The organism is Amycolatopsis nalaikhensis (genome assembly GCF_030264295.1).
Lineage (GTDB): Bacteria > Actinomycetota > Actinomycetes > Mycobacteriales > Pseudonocardiaceae > Amycolatopsis > Amycolatopsis nalaikhensis.
The window spans coordinates 9697754-9712938 of the sequence record NZ_CP127173.1 but is presented as its reverse complement, the minus strand read 5'-3'; the positions used below and the strand labels follow the sequence as shown (position 1 = coordinate 9712938).

General features: G+C 71.3%; 17 protein-coding genes. 12 read left to right on the top strand and 5 right to left on the bottom strand.

The genetic code is table 11. The features are described 5' to 3' along the window. The first annotated feature begins 5 nt into the window (after window positions 1-5). From QP939_RS47175 to ctaD, 9 genes are all read left to right on the top strand, one after another. Window positions 6-953: an NADP-dependent oxidoreductase gene (locus QP939_RS47175; protein ID WP_285453418.1), complete on the top strand. Its 948-nt coding sequence runs from the start codon at window positions 6-8 to the stop codon at window positions 951-953. Window positions 954-985: 32 nt separating this feature from the next. After that, on the top strand, window positions 986-2104 hold the full coding sequence (locus QP939_RS47170; RefSeq protein WP_285453417.1) for a lactonase family protein: 1119 nt from the start codon (window positions 986-988) through the stop codon (window positions 2102-2104). 42 nt (window positions 2105-2146) lie between these two features. Then, a complete protein-coding gene (locus tag QP939_RS47165; protein ID WP_285453415.1) occupies window positions 2147-3307 on the top strand; it encodes a low temperature requirement protein A in 1161 nt (386 codons plus the stop codon). Between the two features lie 30 nt (window positions 3308-3337). Next, a complete protein-coding gene (gene qcrB, locus QP939_RS47160; RefSeq protein WP_285453413.1) occupies window positions 3338-4909 on the top strand; it encodes a cytochrome bc1 complex cytochrome b subunit in 1572 nt (523 codons plus the stop codon). Further along, window positions 4906-5994 carry a transaldolase gene (tal, locus tag QP939_RS47155; RefSeq protein ID WP_285453411.1) on the top strand — a complete coding sequence of 363 codons (1089 nt, stop codon included), beginning with the start codon at window positions 4906-4908 and terminating at the stop codon, window positions 5992-5994. The genes qcrB and tal overlap by 4 nt, the downstream gene beginning before the upstream one ends. 10 nt (window positions 5995-6004) lie before the next feature. Further along, window positions 6005-6334 carry a hypothetical protein gene (locus QP939_RS47150; protein WP_125315177.1) on the top strand — a complete coding sequence of 110 codons (330 nt, stop codon included), beginning with the start codon at window positions 6005-6007 and terminating at the stop codon, window positions 6332-6334. 186 nt (window positions 6335-6520) lie between these two features. Beyond that, window positions 6521-6997 carry a hypothetical protein gene (locus tag QP939_RS47145; protein WP_285453408.1) on the top strand — a complete coding sequence of 159 codons (477 nt, stop codon included), beginning with the start codon at window positions 6521-6523 and terminating at the stop codon, window positions 6995-6997. Between the two features lie 11 nt (window positions 6998-7008). Beyond that, on the top strand, window positions 7009-8355 hold the full coding sequence (locus tag QP939_RS47140) for an NAD(P)/FAD-dependent oxidoreductase (RefSeq protein ID WP_285453406.1): 1347 nt from the start codon (window positions 7009-7011) through the stop codon (window positions 8353-8355). Then, window positions 8352-10085, top strand: a complete 1734-nt coding sequence (gene ctaD, locus QP939_RS47135) for an aa3-type cytochrome oxidase subunit I (protein ID WP_285453404.1) — start codon at window positions 8352-8354, stop codon at window positions 10083-10085. The genes QP939_RS47140 and ctaD overlap by 4 nt, the downstream gene beginning before the upstream one ends. Before the next feature lie 4 nt (window positions 10086-10089). On the opposite strand, the gene QP939_RS47130 is transcribed toward ctaD, so the two are convergent. Continuing rightward, on the bottom strand, window positions 10090-10323 hold the full coding sequence (locus tag QP939_RS47130; protein ID WP_285453402.1) for a hypothetical protein: 234 nt from the start codon (window positions 10321-10323) through the stop codon (window positions 10090-10092). Window positions 10324-10426: 103 nt separating this feature from the next. Between QP939_RS47130 and QP939_RS47125 the strand changes: the two genes are divergently transcribed. Beyond that, on the top strand, window positions 10427-11053 hold the full coding sequence (locus tag QP939_RS47125; RefSeq protein WP_285453401.1) for a CGNR zinc finger domain-containing protein: 627 nt from the start codon (window positions 10427-10429) through the stop codon (window positions 11051-11053). Between the two features lie 9 nt (window positions 11054-11062). Here the strand turns inward: QP939_RS47125 and QP939_RS47120 are convergent, their stop codons facing one another. The 3 genes from QP939_RS47120 to mshC all read right to left on the bottom strand — a co-directional run bounded on the left by QP939_RS47120 (window position 11063) and on the right by mshC (window position 13198). Continuing rightward, window positions 11063-11428 (bottom strand): DUF6292 family protein, encoded by a 366-nt coding sequence (locus tag QP939_RS47120; protein ID WP_285453400.1) that lies wholly within the window; start codon window positions 11426-11428, stop codon window positions 11063-11065. 68 nt (window positions 11429-11496) lie between these two features. Further along, window positions 11497-11808: a hypothetical protein gene (locus tag QP939_RS47115; protein WP_285453399.1), complete on the bottom strand. Its 312-nt coding sequence runs from the start codon at window positions 11806-11808 to the stop codon at window positions 11497-11499. A gap of 151 nt (window positions 11809-11959) precedes the next feature. Beyond that, a complete protein-coding gene (gene mshC / locus QP939_RS47110) occupies window positions 11960-13198 on the bottom strand; it encodes a cysteine--1-D-myo-inosityl 2-amino-2-deoxy-alpha-D-glucopyranoside ligase (protein WP_285453398.1) in 1239 nt (412 codons plus the stop codon). A gap of 88 nt (window positions 13199-13286) precedes the next feature. On the opposite strand from mshC, the gene QP939_RS47105 reads away from it, so the two are divergent. Both QP939_RS47105 and QP939_RS47100 read left to right on the top strand, forming a co-directional pair. Beyond that, window positions 13287-13877: a uracil-DNA glycosylase family protein gene (locus QP939_RS47105; RefSeq protein ID WP_285453397.1), complete on the top strand. Its 591-nt coding sequence runs from the start codon at window positions 13287-13289 to the stop codon at window positions 13875-13877. Between the two features lie 91 nt (window positions 13878-13968). Then, complete coding sequence (locus QP939_RS47100; protein ID WP_352249375.1) at window positions 13969-14604, top strand: TetR/AcrR family transcriptional regulator; 636 nt, start codon at window positions 13969-13971, stop codon at window positions 14602-14604. Between the two features lie 9 nt (window positions 14605-14613). Here the strand turns inward: QP939_RS47100 and QP939_RS47095 are convergent, their stop codons facing one another. Next, a complete protein-coding gene (locus QP939_RS47095) occupies window positions 14614-15168 on the bottom strand; it encodes an MOSC domain-containing protein (protein ID WP_285453395.1) in 555 nt (184 codons plus the stop codon). Window positions 15169-15185: the final 17 nt, after the last annotated feature.

The following is a 15185-nucleotide window of genomic DNA, read 5'->3' as shown; positions in this document are numbered from 1 at the left end:
TCGTGGTGCTGGGCGCTGGTGTGCGGGAAATCGGTGGCCGGGTCGAGCTGCTCGACCTTCCGGAGCCCGACGGCCCCGGGCCGGGCGAAGTGGTACTCGAGGTCGCGGCGGCCGGCGTCGGCAACTGGGACGACGTCGTCCGTTCGGGCGGGTGGGACGTCGGGCTGACCCCGCCGATGGCGCTCGGCGTCGAGGTGGCCGGGACGGTGGTCGCGGTCGGTTCGGCCGTGACGGGCCTCCGGCCGGGCGACGAGGTCCTCGGCCACCCGCTCCCGCTGCGTCACCAGGGCTGCTGGGCCGAGCGGGTGGTGGTCGACGCCGACCTGGTCGTGGCCAAACCCCCGAACGTGGCGTGGGAGACGGCGGCGGCGTTCCCCGTGCCCGCCCTGACCGCCGAGCAGGTGCTCTCCGAATCCTTGCGCGTCGCCGAGAACGAGACGCTGCTCGTCCACGGCGCGGGCGGCGCGACGGGCGGGCTGGCCGTGCGGCTCGCGGCCCTGCGGGGTGCGAGGGTGATCGCCACCGCCGGACCCGCCAGCGCGGCCCGGGTGGCCGAGGCCGGCGCGGCCGAGGTCGTCGACTACCACGACCGGAGCTGGCCGGACCGGGTCCGTGAGTGGGCGGGCGGCGACGGCGTCGACACCGCCCTCAACGCGGTGGCCGGCGGCAGCGCCGACGCCCTCGTGGCGGTGCGCGAAGGCGGCCGCCTGGCGACGATCACCGGCGACCCGCCGCCCGCCGCGCGGGGCATCAGCGTCGCGAACTTCTACGTGCGCCCGGACGCCGCCCAGCTCGCGAAGCTGAGCGCGCTGCTCGGCGAGGGAGAGCTGTCCCTGCCGGTGGGCGCCACCCTGCCGCTGGCCGAGGCGGCGGCCGCGCTCGAACGCGCGGTCCGGGGCGCCAAGGGCGGTCCGATCGTCCTGCTCACGGACCAGCGGCCGTCGAACGGCTGAGTGCACCACCACGGAAAGGAACCCGCACGAGAATGGCAAGACACCTGATCACCCGCGTGGCGCTCGGCGCCGCCGCGGTCCTGGCGGCCGTCACGAGCACGGCGCCGTCGGCGGCCGCGGCCACCGGACCAGGCGCGGTGTTCGTGCAAACGGACAGCCCGGCGGGCAACGCCGTCGTCGCCTACCTCCGGTCCGCCGACGGCACGCTGACGCAGTCGGCCGTCTACCGGACCGGCGGTCTCGGCGGCGTGCTGGACGGGGCCGTCGTCGACCACCAGGCGTCGCAGGGGTCGCTGGTCTACGACAAGCGCAACCACCTGCTGTTCGCGACGAACTCGGGCAGCGACACGGTGACGGTGTTCGCCGTGCACGGCAGCCACTTGACCCGACTCCAGACCGTCGCCTCCGGTGGCCGGTTCCCGGTGAGCGCCGCGGTCCACGGCGACCGGGTGTACGTCCTCAACGCGCTGGACGGCGGCTCGCTGCAGGGCTACCGGAACGTCGGCGGTCACCTGGTGCCCGGAGAGCACCGCGCGCTGGGGCTTGACCCCGAGGCTGTGCCGCAGTTCACCCACACACCCGCCCAGGTCGAGTTCACGCCCGACGGGTCACACGTCGTGGTGGCGACGAAGGCCGTGGGGGACAGCCTGATGGCCTACTCGGTCCATCCGGTGTTCGGGTTGTCCGCCAAGGCGACGGTGACGTCGACCGGTGCCGGGTCGGTGCCGTTCGGCTTCGTCTTCGGCCGCGACGGCCGGGTCCTGCTCACCGAAGCGGGCCCGAACGCGCTCGTCTCGGCGCGCCTCGACCGGACCGGGCGCGCGACGCTTTCGGCGCCGGTGGCCACCGGCCAGCAAGGGTCCTGCTGGATCACGGCCGTGGGCGACCACGCCTACGTCGCCAACGCGGGCAGCGGCACCATCACCACCTACCAGGTGGGCCACGGCCAAGCCGCCGTGACCGGCCAGACGGCCGCCGCGGCCGGAACGATCGACCTCACCGCGTCCGGCGACGGGAAGTTCCTGTACGTCCAGGGCGGGAAGAACGGGGAAGTCGCCGCGTTCCGGATCGGCCACGACGGCGGCCTGACGGCGGTCGGCACGACCACGGTGCCGGACGCGGCCGGTGGGGAAGGGATCGCCGCGTCCTGAGTGGACACACATCAGCGAAGGCCGAGGAGAGAGAACCGCGTCATGACAGCCCGATCCCGGTTCCGGCTCGTCCCGATGGGACCGCGGGACCCGGCCGAAACCGGGCGGGCGGCGTCCACTTTGGAGCTGTTCTTCGACCTTGTCTTCGTCGTCGCCGTCAGCATCGCCGCCGGGCGCCTGCACCACGGGCTCACCGAGGGGCACGTGCTCGACGGGATCGCCGGCTACGGCTTCGTGTTCTTCGGGATCTGGTGGGCGTGGATGAACTTCACCTGGTTCGCCACGTCCTTCGACACCGACGACTGGCTGTACCGGGTGCTGACGATCCTGCAGATGGGCGGCGTGCTCGTCTTCGCCTCCGGCATCGGACCGGCGTTCGACGAGCACGACTACTCGGTGCTCGTCATCGGCTACGTCGTCATGCGCGTGGCCCTGATCGCGCAGTGGCTGCGCGCGGCCCGGTGGCCCGGCCCCACCCGCCGGGCCGCCCGCGGCTACGCGGCCGGCATCGCGGTGGTGCAGGTGCTGTGGCTCGGTTCCCTGCTGCTGCCCGCCGGGGAGCTCACGGTGGCCCTGGTCGTGCTCGTCGTGGCGGAACTGGCCGTGCCGATCATCGCCGAGCGCACCGGGACCACGCCGTGGCACCCGCACCACATCACCGAACGCTACGGCCTGTTCACCCTCATCCTCCTCGGCGAGAGCCTGCTGGCCTCCGCCAACGCGATCATCTCCGCGCAACACGACGCCGAATCGGCCGGCCGGCTCCTCGGCATCGCGGTGCTGGTGCTCGTCGCCACCGCGGCCCTGTGGTGGATCTACTTCTGGCCACCGCACCACCACGCCATCACGGACGTCTCGGGATCGTTGGCGTACGTGTACGGGCACTTCTTCGTCTTCGCGGCCGCGGGCGCGTTCTCGGCGGGGATCGAGGTCGAGATCGATGTCCTCACGGGACACTCCGCACTGCACCAGCCGGATGCGTCGTTCGCCTACACGATCCCGCTCGCCGTGTTCGTCCTCGGCGTCTGGGCGCTCGCGATCCGGCCCCACGCGGACCGGGTCGTCAACACCGTGCTGCCGCTGGCGGGAATCCTCGTCCTCGCCGACCCCGTGGTCCCGATCCCGTTCGGGCTCACCGCACCGATCCTCGCCGGGACGGTCGCCGTCCTCGTCTGGCGGCGGCCGTTCCAGCTCGAGGCGTAAGACCGGCTCCGCTCGCGACACCAATGCAGCATGAGCTCATTGACCACGCCGACCAGGGGCACCGGCGCGCTCGAACGGCGCCTCGGGGAGGCCGCGGGCAACGCGGACCAGCGGTACCACCTGGCCAAGGGCCTGCGGCACCAGATGAACAAGGTGTTCCCGACCCACTGGTCGTTCCTGATCGGCGAGGTGGCGCTGTACAGCTTCCTCCTCGTGATCGCGACCGGCGTGTACCTGACGCTCTTCTTCGACCCCTCGATGCAGGAAGTCGTCTACCACGGCAGCTTCACGAACATGCAGGGCCTGGAGATGTCCCAGGCCTTCCGCACGACGCTGGACCTGTCCTTCGACGTCCGCGGCGGGCTCTTCGTGCGCCAGCTGCACCACTGGGGTGCGCTGATCTTCATCGCCGCCTCGCTCCTGCACACCTTCCGGATCTTCTTCACCGGCGCGTTCCGGCGACCGCGGGAGGCCAACTGGGTCATCGGGGTGCTGCTGCTCCTGATCAGCATGTTCGAGGGCTTCTTCGGCTACTCGCTCCCGGACGACCTGCTGTCCGGCACGGGCATCCGCGCGACGCTGTCGGGCATCGTGCTCTCGGTGCCCGTCGTCGGCACCTGGCTCCACTGGGCGCTGTTCGGTGGCGAGTTCCCCGGCGACCAGATCATCCCGCGGCTCTACACCCTGCACATCCTCGTGCTGCCGGGCATCCTCCTCGCCCTCACCGGAGTTCACCTGGCGCTGGTCTGGTACCAGAAGCACACGCAGTTCCCGGGTGTGCGCCGCAAGGAAACGAACGTCGTCGGCATCCGGATCATGCCCGAGTTCGCCCTCCACGGCGGCGCGCTCGCCGTGCTCGTCACGGGCGTGACCGCCCTCATGGCGGGGCTGTTCCAGATCAACCCGGTGTGGAACTTCGGCCCGTACAACCCGGCGCAGGTGTCGGCCGGTTCGCAACCGGACTGGTACATGGCCTGGGCCGACGGCATGCTCCGGATCTGGCCGGCCTGGGAGGTCTACCTCGGGAACTACACGATCCCCGCGGTGTTCTTCCCCGGCGCCGTCGGCATGCCGCTGCTCTTCGGCATCCTGATCCTCTACCCGTGGATCGAGCGGAAGCTCGCGAAGGACACCGGTCACCGCAACCTGCTGCAGCGGCCGCGTGACGCCCCGGTCCGCACCTCGCTGGGCATGATGGCAATCGGTTTCCTGCTCGTCATCGAGCTGTCGGGGTTCAACGACATCATCGCCGACCAGTTCCACATCTCGCTGAACGCGACGACGTGGGCGGGCCGCATCGGCGTCCTGATCGTGCCGCCGATCGCCTACTACGTGACCTACCGGATCTGCCTGGGCCTGCAGCGGGCCGACCGCGAGGTGCTGGAGCACGGCGTCGAGACCGGCATCATCAAACGCCTGCCGCACGGCGCGTTCATCGAAGTCCACCAGCCCCTGGCCACCACCCCGCTCGACTACCAGGGCGCACCGGTGCCGAAGAAGATGAACAAGCTCGGGTCCGGCGGCCGGGCCGTGCCCGGTTCACTGTGGACACCGGACCCGCCGGAAGAGACCGCGGCGTTGGAACAGGAACAGAGCAAGTGACCGAAGACAAGCTCCGCGCGCTCGGCGACGCCGGCGTGGCGATCTGGCTGGACGAACTCTCCCGCGACATCCTGGAAAACGGCGAGTTCGAACGCCTGGTGCGGGACTGCTCGGTCACGGGTGTCACCACGAACCCGACGATCTTCGCGAACGCCGTCGCCCGCGGCAGCCGCTACGCCGTCCAGCTGGAACGCCTGGCCGCGAACGGGATCGACGTCGCGGAGGCCGTCCGCGCGGTGATGATCTGGGACGTCCAGCGCGCGGCGGACGTGCTGCGTCCGGTCTGGGAGAAGACCGGCGGCGTCGACGGCCGGGTGTCGCTGGAGGTGAACCCCGAGCTCGCCGACGACACCGCCGCGACCATCGCGGAGGCCGTCCAGCTCTGGGAGCTCGTCGACCGGCCCAATCTCCTGGTCAAGATCCCGGCCACACGTGCGGGCGTCCGGGCCGTCACGGGCGCCCTCGCGGCCGGGGTGAACGTGAACGTCACCCTGGTCTTCTCGGCGCGCCGCTGCGCCGAGGTCGGGGCGGCTTACGTCGACGGACTCGAGCAGGCCCGCGAGAACGGCCACGACCTCGCGTCGATCCACTCCGTCTCCTCGCTGTTCGTGTCGAGAGTGGACACCGAGGTCGACATGCGTCTCGACGCCAAGGGCGTCCGCGAGCTGCGCGGCCGCGCAGCCTTGGCCAACGCCCGGCTCGCGCACCAGGCCCTGGCGGAAGTGTGGGAAGGCGAGAGGTGGCGGAGCCTGGCCGAAGACGGCGCCCGCCCGCAGCGGCTCCTGTGGGCGTCCACGGGGGTGAAGGATCCGGCCTACCCGGACACGAAGTACGTCACCGGCCTGGTCACACCCGGAACCGTGGTCACGATGCCGCCCGCGACGCTCTCGGCGTTCGCCGACCACGGCGAGGTCGCGGGGGGCCAGGTCGTCGGACGGCACGAAGAGGCCGCGGCGGACATCGCGGCCGTCGCCGCCGCCGGGATCGACCTCGACGACGTGTACACCACGCTCGAGCAGCAGGGCGTCGCGAAGTTCGCGGCCAGCTGGGCCGCCCTCCACGCCTCGGTCGGCAGCCAGTCCTGAAAGGAGTCCCATGCCCCGTTCACTGGAGTCACTCAGCCCCGCCGACGGCGAGCAAGTGACCACGAAGAACCTCGTCGCCGCGCTGACGGCCGGGCGGATCGTCTACGACGACGGCGCCGAACAAGTCTTCGACGCCGACGGCGTCACCACCTACGTCGAGCGGGGCCACCCGACGCGCGGGGAGTGGTACGTCGACAGCCACGGCCGCTTCGCGTCGTTCTGGCCACCCAGCTACCGCGCCTCGTACGACTTGCGGTGGCTGGTCGAGAACGGCTCGATCGTCGGCCTGCGCTTCACCCACGCCGAAGACGGTTCGCAGTTCTCCGGCCGCTACGCCTGACGGCGGGTCGCGATCCGGCGGTAAGAAGTCCGGCCGGTCCGGCGCAAAGCAGTCGACAGTGATGCCCCACTGCCGCGTCCCGGTCTCGCTCCCCACGGGCCGGCGGCGCCGGGCCCCCGGCGCGGCCGGCTGCCGACGCGCCGGGGGCCTCCCTGTCGTCCCCGCCGGGCGCTAGGAGGAGGAACCATGACGAACGCGGTGAACGGCAAGGCGGTGCTCCACCTGCCCCGGCTGGTCGCGAGGGTGGACCGGCTGATGGCGGCCGCGGTCACGGTGCAGGCCGTGCTCGTGCTGGCCGACTTCCTGCTGCTGGGGCTGCTCGCCGGCGGCGTCGGCCTGCTGGAAGGGGCGTGCCTCGCCGTCTTCGGCATCGTCGGTCCCGCGATCGGCGTCACACGCCACTTCCGGGTCGCGGCGCGGGACGGCGCCGGTCTCGTCCTCGCCTCGGCGGCCGGCTCGCTGGTCCTGGGCTTGCTGTTCCACTTCGCACTCGGTGGGCCCGCGAGCCTCCGTGTCGTCGTGCATTCCGGAGCGTCCGTGGCGCGGTTCTTCGAAGTCTCCGTGACGCTCCAGGTGGCCGCGAGCGCCGCGGCACTCCTGGTCGCCGCGCTCGCCTTGCGCCGCCGGACGTCGATCCTGTCACTCGGCCGTTTTCCCGGGTGAAGCGGGACGTCATGCGCAAGATCCTGATCATCGGCGGCGGCTACGCGGGGTTCTACGCCGCCTGGAAACTCGAAAAGAAGCTGCGGCGGGGCCAGGTCGACGTCACGGTCGTCGACCCGCGGCCGTACATGACCTACCAGCCGTTCCTGCCCGAGGTGGTGGCCGGCTCGATCGAGGCCCGGCACGCCGCGGTGTCGCTGCGCCGCCACCTGCACCGCACGCGCGTCGTCGCCGGGATGGTCACCGCGATCGACCACGAGCACCGGGTGGTCACGGTCCGGCCCGCCGACGGCGACGCGTTCGAACTGGGCTACGACCTCGTGGTGGTCACCGCCGGCGCGGTCACCCGCAAGTTCCCGGTGCCCGGCGTCGCGGAGCAGGCGATCGGGCTCAAGCACGTCGAGGAGGCGGTCGCCATCCGCGACCGGCTGCTGACGTCGTTCGACCGGGCGGCCACGCTGCCGCCGGGGTCGCAGCGGCAGAAGCTGCTCACGGTCACCGTGGTCGGCGGCGGCTTCTCTGGAGTCGAAGGTTTCGCCGAGTTGCTGTCGCTGGCGACGTCACTCCTGCGGCGTTATCCCGAACTGGACCGCGGCGAACTGCGGTTCCACCTGGTCGAGGCGTCCGCGCGGATCCTGCCCGAGGTGACCGGCCCGCCCGGCCGCTGGGTGGTGCGCTTCCTGCGGCGGCGCGGTGGGCAGGTGCACCTGAACACGCGGATCGAGTCGGCGACCGGCGGGCGCGTCGTGCTGTCCACCGGCGAGCAGTTCGACTCGGAACTGATCGTGTGGACGACGGGCAACGCGGCGAACCCGGTCGTGGGCAAGCACACCGACCTGCCGGTGGACGAGCGCGGGTTCCTCGTCGTCCGGCCCGACCTGCGGGTCGGGACCGACCGCGAACCGGTCCCCGACGCCTGGGCCGCCGGGGATGCCGCCGGGATCGAGGACCTCACCGCGCCGGTCCCGGGCACCCGCACGGTGCCCAACGCCCAGCACGCCGTCCGCCAGGGCAAGCTGCTCGCCCGCAACATCGCGGCGACCCTGCGCGGCGGAAGACCGAAGGAGTACCGGCACCGCAGCCTCGGCGCCGTGGCGGTGCTCGGCATCGGGCACGGCATCTTCCAGTACCGGCGGCTCGTGCTCAAAGGACCGCTCGCCTGGCTGATCCACCGCGGCTACCACGTGCTGGCCATCCCCACCTGGGAACGCAAGGTCCGCGTGCTGGCGATCTGGCTGACTGCCGGGCTGTTCGGCCGCGACATCGTCTCGCTGGCCTCGGTGCAGCAGCCGCGAACCGCCTTCGTCACCGGTGGGGAACCGCCGGAAAGCTCGTTGCCCGACTGGAGAAAGCCATGAAGACCACCGCGCCCGGCCCCATCGTCACCCGGCCGTACCCCGTGCGCCGTTCCGTGAAGGGCTCGGCGTTGCTGCGCCTGATGCGCACCACGGACCACAAGCAGATCGGCGTGATGTACCTGGTCACGGCCTTCGCCTTCTTCATGGTCGGCGGGGCGATGGCGATGCTGGTCCGCAGCGAGCTCGCGCGTCCCGGGCTGCAGTTCCTCTCGCAGGAGCAGTACAACCAGCTGTTCACCATGCACGGCACGATCATGCTGCTGATGTACGCGACGCCGATCCTGTTCGGTTTCGCGAACTTCGTCCTGCCGCTGCAGATCGGCTCTCCCGACGTCGCCTTCCCGCGGCTCAACGCGTTCTCGTACTGGCTCTACCTCTTCGGCAGCCTGACCGTCGTCTCGGGCTTCCTCACCCCCGGCGGCGCGGCGGAGTTCGGCTGGACCGGTTACACGCCGCTGTCCGAAGCCACACACACCCCCGGTCCCGGCACCGACCTGTGGATCATGGGCCTGATCGTCAGCGGCCTCGGCACGATTCTCGGCGCCGTCAACATGATCACCACGGTCGTCTCGCTGCGCGCGCCCGGCATGACGATGTTCCGGCTGCCGATCTTCACCTGGAACATCGTGGTGACGTCGATCCTGATCCTCGTCGCGTTCCCCATCCTCACCGCGGCGTTCTTCGGGCTGGAGGCCGATCGGCGGCTGGGCGCGCACGTGTTCGACCCGGCCAACGGCGGGGTGATCCTGTGGCAGCACCTGTTCTGGTTCTTCGGCCATCCCGAGGTGTACATCATCGCGCTGCCGTTCTTCGGGATCGTGTCGGAGGTCTTCCCGGTGTTCAGCCGCAAACCCCTCTTCGGCTACAAGGGATTGGTCTTCGCCACGCTGGCCATCGCCGCGCTCTCGTTTTCCGTCTGGGCGCACCACCTCTACGCCACTGGTGCGGTGCTGCTGCCGTTCTTCTCCTTCATGACTTTCCTGATCGCGGTCCCGACCGGGGTGAAGTTCTTCAACTGGATCGGCACGATGTGGAAGGGCCAGCTGTCCTTCGAGACGCCGATGATCTTCTCGGTGGGGTTCCTCGTCACGTTCCTCTTCGGCGGCCTGACCGGCATCATGCTGGCCGCGCCGGCGATCGACTTCCACGTCTCCGACACCTATTTCGTCGTCGCGCACTTCCACTACGTCCTCTACGGCACCATCGCCTTCGCGACGTTCGCCGGCATCTACTTCTGGTTCCCGAAGATCACCGGCCGGATGATGGACGAGAAGCTCGGCAAGTGGCACTTCTGGACCACGTTCATCGGCTTCCACATGACCTTCCTCGTCCAGCACTGGCTGGGTGCCGAGGGCATGCCGCGCCGGTACGCGGACTACCTGACCAGTGACGGCTTCACCACGCTGAACACGATCTCGACGATCGGCGCGTACATCCTCGGTGCCTCGACGCTGCCGTTCATCTGGAACGTCTTCAAGAGCTACCGGTACGGCGAGATCGTCACGGTGGACGACCCGTGGGGTTACGGCAACTCGCTGGAGTGGGCGACGTCGTGCCCGCCGCCGCGGCACAACTTCACCGAGCTGCCCCGGATCCGTTCCGAACGCCCGGCGTTCGAGCTGCACTACCCGCACATGATCGAACGTCTCCACCACGAGGGCGAGATCGGCTTCTTCGGCAAACAGCGGGTCAACAGCCACGCCGCCCCGTCGCGGCAGCTGCGACCTTGACCGGTCAGCGCGGTTCGTCACCACCGAATTCGCGGATCGCGCGAACCAGGGCTTCGTAATCACGGAAACAGGCCCGGCACGACTTCAGGTGCGCGGCCAGCCCGGGAAAAAGCCGTTCGGGGTGCCCGGCGGCGGCGGCCATTTCCGAATAGGCGGGGAGCGCGTCGAGGGCGAGGTCGCACCCGATGTCCCGCGGATCGGTCCGGAGGAACTCGTTCAGTGCGTCCCAGTCGCTCATGCCCTACCTCGAGAGTTTCGAGCCGCGGTCTCGGACGTTAGCACCTGATCTTCGGCGGTTCTTACGCGCCGGAACACCCGGCTCATGGGAAGAAGGTGAAGAAATGCTGACGACGCCGCACCACGCGCGGCTCACCGGCGAGGAACTGCCGGTCGACCTGATGAACACGGTGTGGTCGGGCCCGGGCGGCGTCACCGACGTCCTGGCCACCTCGGAGTCCACGATGGACTGGATCCGGGAGATCGCGCCGAGGCTGCCCCAGCAGCACCCGTCGTTCACGCACTGGCTGGCGTCGGCGACCCCGTTGAGCGCCCGCATGGCGGCCTACGACCTGCGGAGGCTGCGTGACGCGGTCCGCGGCCTGGCGGGCGAGCTGACGGGGGACCGGCGCCAGGGGATCCCGCCGGTCCCGGACCGGGCCACCGCGCTGGACGTCCTCAACAGCGCGGTCGCCGGGGCACCCCACTGGCCGGCGTTGGTGTGGCGGCCGCGGTCCGAACCCGAGCTGGGCGTCCAGGGTGACGTGCCGGGCGGGGTCGCGGCGGTCGGCCAGATCGCCCGTCAGGCGGTGGAGCTGTTCGGTGGCCGTGACCGGCAGCGCCTGCGTGCGTGTCCGGCACCCGGCTGCTCCAACTACTTCCTCGACTTCGGTCGTCGCGGGCGGCGCACCTGGTGCTCGCCCTCGTGCGGCGCGCGGGTCCGGACCGCGCGGAAACGGCAACCCGGCTGACATCGCCGTTCAGCGAGGCCACTGCCAGCCGTCGGGCCGGTAGCGCCGCAACCCGTCCAGCAGCACCGCTTCGCCGTCGTGGAGGACAGGCACGACCGGCACGGCGGGAACGTCGCCGCGCCGCACGGCGGCCAGGAACCGGACCAGCCGCTGCGGCCCGGGCACCAGTTCGCCACCGAGGTAGGCGACCACCAGCAGGTCGGACCCGGAGTCGTGCTCGACCGCGGCCGACCAGCCGTGCCGCTCGTCCCAGAGCAGGGCGACGTCCCGGCCCGGGTGACGCGGCAGCCGCGTGTCGAGCGCGATGTAGGCGGACGCGGGGTTGCCGAAGTCGGCCGTGCAGGACTCCACCCCCACGCCGACGGCCGCGCTCACCGCCGCGAGATAAGCCGGAAGGCGGTGGTGGAGGACGAGTTCCCGATCGTGCCCATTGGTCAGCGAGATCACCGGCGCGAGGTCGCTTTGCCGAGCGGGACACCCACCACGGCGAGCATCGGCGACGGGCAGGCGACGATCCGGAACCGGCAGCGGTACCGCGCGGCGTGGTGCTTCCGGAGGGCCAGCGCCGCGTCCAGGCCGAGCGCGGTGCAGCCGGTCAGGTCGACGGTGACGACCCCGCGGCAGACGGCCGTCGCGAAGTCGAGTTCGGCGCAGAGCCGCTCGACGTCCGACGCCGTCGTCAGGCGACCGGTGACCAGGATGACGATCGAGCCGTCGGAGACCGCAACCTTGAAGGGCTCTTTGGGCAAGCTCACGAGCACGACGTCCCCTCCCTGCGGGTGATCGCTAATTGGTGCCCACCGGCGAGCACCTCTTACCGCCGCCGCAAGGATTCCGGCCGGGCCGCACCGAGCCGCTCGTGCCGAGCCGGACAGACCGGCCGAAACGCGCCCGCGCGGAAGCGTCCTACAAGGCGACTCCGAGGAAAGCGTCGACGGCGGTCCGGATCAACGCGGGAGCGTCGGCATCCGTACCCCGCCGCCGCAGCGCGTCCGCCACCCACGCGTCGACGGCCGCGAGCGCCGACGGGGTGTCCAGGTCGTCGGTGAGCCGCTCCCGCAGGGTGGCGACCGTGCCCTCCGCCGCCGGGCCCGTCCGCGCCGACGTCGCCGCCCGCCAGCGCGCCAGCCGCTCCTGGGCCTGGTGCAGCAGGTCGTCGGTCCACGCGCGGTCCGTGCGGTAGTGCCCGGCGAACAGCGCCAGCCGCATCGCCGACGGGTCCACGCCCTCGGCCCGCAGCCGCGACACGAACACCAAGTTGCCTTTCGACTTCGACATCTTCTCGCCGTCGAGCGTGATCATCCCGGCGTGGACGTAGTGCCGGGCGAACGGGTGACCGCCCGTGCGGGCCTCCGCGTGGGCCGCGCTGAACTCGTGGTGGGGGAACACCAGGTCCGAACCGCCGCCCTGGACGTCGAACCCGAGGCCGAGCCGGTTGAGCGCGATCGCGCTGCACTGGACGTGCCAGCCGGGCCGCCCCGCGCCGAGCGCGGATTCCCGCGACGGCTCGCCGGGCCGGGCGAGCCGCCACAGCAGCGCGTCGAGCGGATCACGCTTACCCGGGCGGTCCGGGTCGCCGCCGCGCTCGGCGAAGAACCTCGCCATGGCCGCCTCGTCGTAGTTCGACTCGTAGCCGAACCGGCCGGTGGAGGACCGGTCGAAGTAGATGTCCGGGTAGGCGGGGTCGTCGGCCCGGTAGGCCGAGCCGGTGGCGAGGAGCTCGCCGATCATCTCGGCGATTTCGGGGATGGCCTCCACGGCGCCGACGAACTCCCGCGGCGGCAGCACCCGCAGCGCCGCCATGTCCGCGCGGAACAGCGCGGTCTCCCGTCTGCCCAGCGCCATCCAGTCTTCGTGGTCCCGCTCGGCGCGCTCCAGCAGGGGCTCGTCGAGGTCGGTGACGTTCTGGACGTAGTGGACGTCGTGGCCGCCGTCGCGCCACAGCCGGTGGACGAGGTCGAAGGCCAGGTACGTCGCCGCGTGCCCGAGGTGGGTCGCGTCGTAGGGCGTGATGCCGCAGACGTACATCTTCGCCACGGGGCCCGGTGCCGTCGGCCGGAGCCGGCCGGTGGGGGTGTCGTGGAGCCGCAACGGGGGCGGGGTGCCGGGAACGCGGGGCACGGCGGCCGAAGACCAGGTCTGCATGCTCCGACACTAAGGGAGGATGGACGAGATGGTCCACTTAGCGTATCGTCCCGCTCGATCTTCCCGACGAGGAAAACCCGGAGTGCAGTTGGCAGACGTTTTGCGCGCGGTCATGGACGAGCTGACGGCGGACCCCTCCAACGCGTGGGCACGGGACCTCGGCTACCGGCCCGTGTGGGCCGGGTCGCCGTCCGCGCGGGTCGTGATCATCGGCCAGGCACCGGGCTGGCGGGCCCAGGAGAGCGGGATCCCGTGGGACGACGCGAGCGGCGTGCGGTTGCGCTCGTGGCTCGGGGTCCGCGACGACGAGTTCTACGATCCCGAACTGTTCGCCATCGTGCCGATGGACTTCTACTTCCCGGGCAAGGGCAAGACGGGCGACCTGCCCCCGCGCCGGGACTTCGCGCCGCGGTGGCACCCGCGGATCCTGGCCGGGATGCCCGACGTCACCCTCCGCGTGCTCATCGGCGCGTACGCGCAGCGGTTCTACCTCGCCGGCCGGGCCAAGGCGAACCTCACCGAGACCGTGCGGGCCTACGGCGAATACCTCCCCGCCGAGTTCCCGCTGGTGCACCCGTCACCGCTGAACTACCGCTGGCACGCCCGGAACACGTGGTTCGACGCCGAGGTCGTCCCCGCGCTGGCCGCCCGGGTCGCGCTCGCGCTGGGCCGCGGGTGACGACGTCGGCAACTGGTCCGGAAGGTCCGGATTCCGCCGAGTCGGGGCCGCCGACCCGGGCTCGGCCGCCGAGGCGCGCCGGTGCGATAATGTGGTGCCGTGGTGGAACCGGAGAAGCTCTGTGAGGCCGGTCCGGCGGACGGCGCGTGGTGAGGCGACCCGGGCGCGGATCCTGCGGGCCGCTGTCGACTTGATGACGGTGAAAGGGGTGGCCGCCACCACGCTCGACGACGTCCGCGCCGCGAGCAGCACCAGCAAGTCGCAGCTCTACCACCACTACCCCGACAAGGACGCGCTCGTCCAGGACGTCATCGAGTTCCAGGCCGAAGAGGTGCTGACCACCCAGGCGGAACAACTGCGGCGGCTCAATTCGATCCGCGGGCTGGAGCGCTGGCGGGACGCGATCGTCCAGCGCAGTGCGCTGCGCAACGGGGCCTACGGGTGCCGCCTGGGTTCGCTGGCGAGTGAGCTTTCGGACCAGAACGAGCGGGCGCGGTCGGCGCTCGCGGGCCATTTCGAGACCTGGCAGGGGCTGATCACCGACGGCTTGCGCCGGATGCGGGACGCCGGCAAGCTGCGGCCCGAGGCCGACCCCGAACGGCTCGCCATCGGCCTGATGGGCGCCTTGCAGGGCGGGTACCTGCTCGCGCAGACCGAGCACGACGTCAAGCCGATGCGCATCGCAGTCGACATGGCCATCGACCACATCCGCGGCTTCCAGCCCTGAGGCACCGCGTCAGGTCGCCGGGGAGCGCTCCACGGTGAGGGTCGCGGGACCGACGCGCAGGACCCCGTCGTCCAGCGGGGTGCAGCGCACGCCGCCGTGCCCGCGCAGCCCGCGGAACGCGCCGGGCGCCAGCACCACGTCCATCCACGCGCACGGGTGGGCCGGGCGATAGGCCTGGAACCGGACTTCGCCCGCCCCGGAATCGAGGCCGAAGACCGCGCCGGTCCCGCCGCGCGGCGCGGCCAGCTCGTCGACGGGAAACCCGCGCACGACGATGTTGCGTCGTGGCAGGTGCGGGTCCGGTACCGCGGCGAGGCCGAGGTCGCGGGCCAGGACGTCGAGTGACTCGGCGGCGAAGAGGGTCACGGCGGCCCGGCGGTGGGCGGGCCGGTTGAAGTACCGGTCCCCGACGAGCCCGAGCCCGGCGCGCACGGTGACCTCGGCGCGCTCGACGGGTTCCGGGTCGGGGCGCGGGCCGTCCGCCGGACGGCCTTCGAAGGCGTGCGCGGGGGAGACCAGCAGCGCGACGATCTCCACCGGGATCGTCCGGTGCGGTTCCGGCATGGCTCTCCTCCCTAGCG

Bases quoted from the DNA above. Each gene is read 5' to 3' on its own strand.
- QP939_RS47170 (WP_285453417.1), top strand. From the start codon at position 986: ATGGCAAGACACCTGATCACCCGCGTGGCGCTCGGCGCCGCCGCGGTC.
- QP939_RS47145 (WP_285453408.1), top strand. From the start codon at position 6,521: ATGACGAACGCGGTGAACGGCAAGGCGGTGCTCCACCTGCCCCGGCTG.
- ctaD (WP_285453404.1), top strand. From the start codon at position 8,352: ATGAAGACCACCGCGCCCGGCCCCATCGTCACCCGGCCGTACCCCGTG.
- QP939_RS47130 (WP_285453402.1), bottom strand. From the start codon at position 10,323: ATGAGCGACTGGGACGCACTGAACGAGTTCCTCCGGACCGATCCGCGG.
- QP939_RS47165 (WP_285453415.1), top strand. From the start codon at position 2,147: ATGACAGCCCGATCCCGGTTCCGGCTCGTCCCGATGGGACCGCGGGAC.
- QP939_RS47140 (WP_285453406.1), top strand. From the start codon at position 7,009: ATGCGCAAGATCCTGATCATCGGCGGCGGCTACGCGGGGTTCTACGCC.
- QP939_RS47125 (WP_285453401.1), top strand. From the start codon at position 10,427: ATGCTGACGACGCCGCACCACGCGCGGCTCACCGGCGAGGAACTGCCG.
- qcrB (WP_285453413.1), top strand. From the start codon at position 3,338: ATGAGCTCATTGACCACGCCGACCAGGGGCACCGGCGCGCTCGAACGG.
- mshC (WP_285453398.1), bottom strand. From the start codon at position 13,198: ATGCAGACCTGGTCTTCGGCCGCCGTGCCCCGCGTTCCCGGCACCCCG.
- QP939_RS47095 (WP_285453395.1), bottom strand. From the start codon at position 15,168: ATGCCGGAACCGCACCGGACGATCCCGGTGGAGATCGTCGCGCTGCTG.
- QP939_RS47150 (WP_125315177.1), top strand. From the start codon at position 6,005: ATGCCCCGTTCACTGGAGTCACTCAGCCCCGCCGACGGCGAGCAAGTG.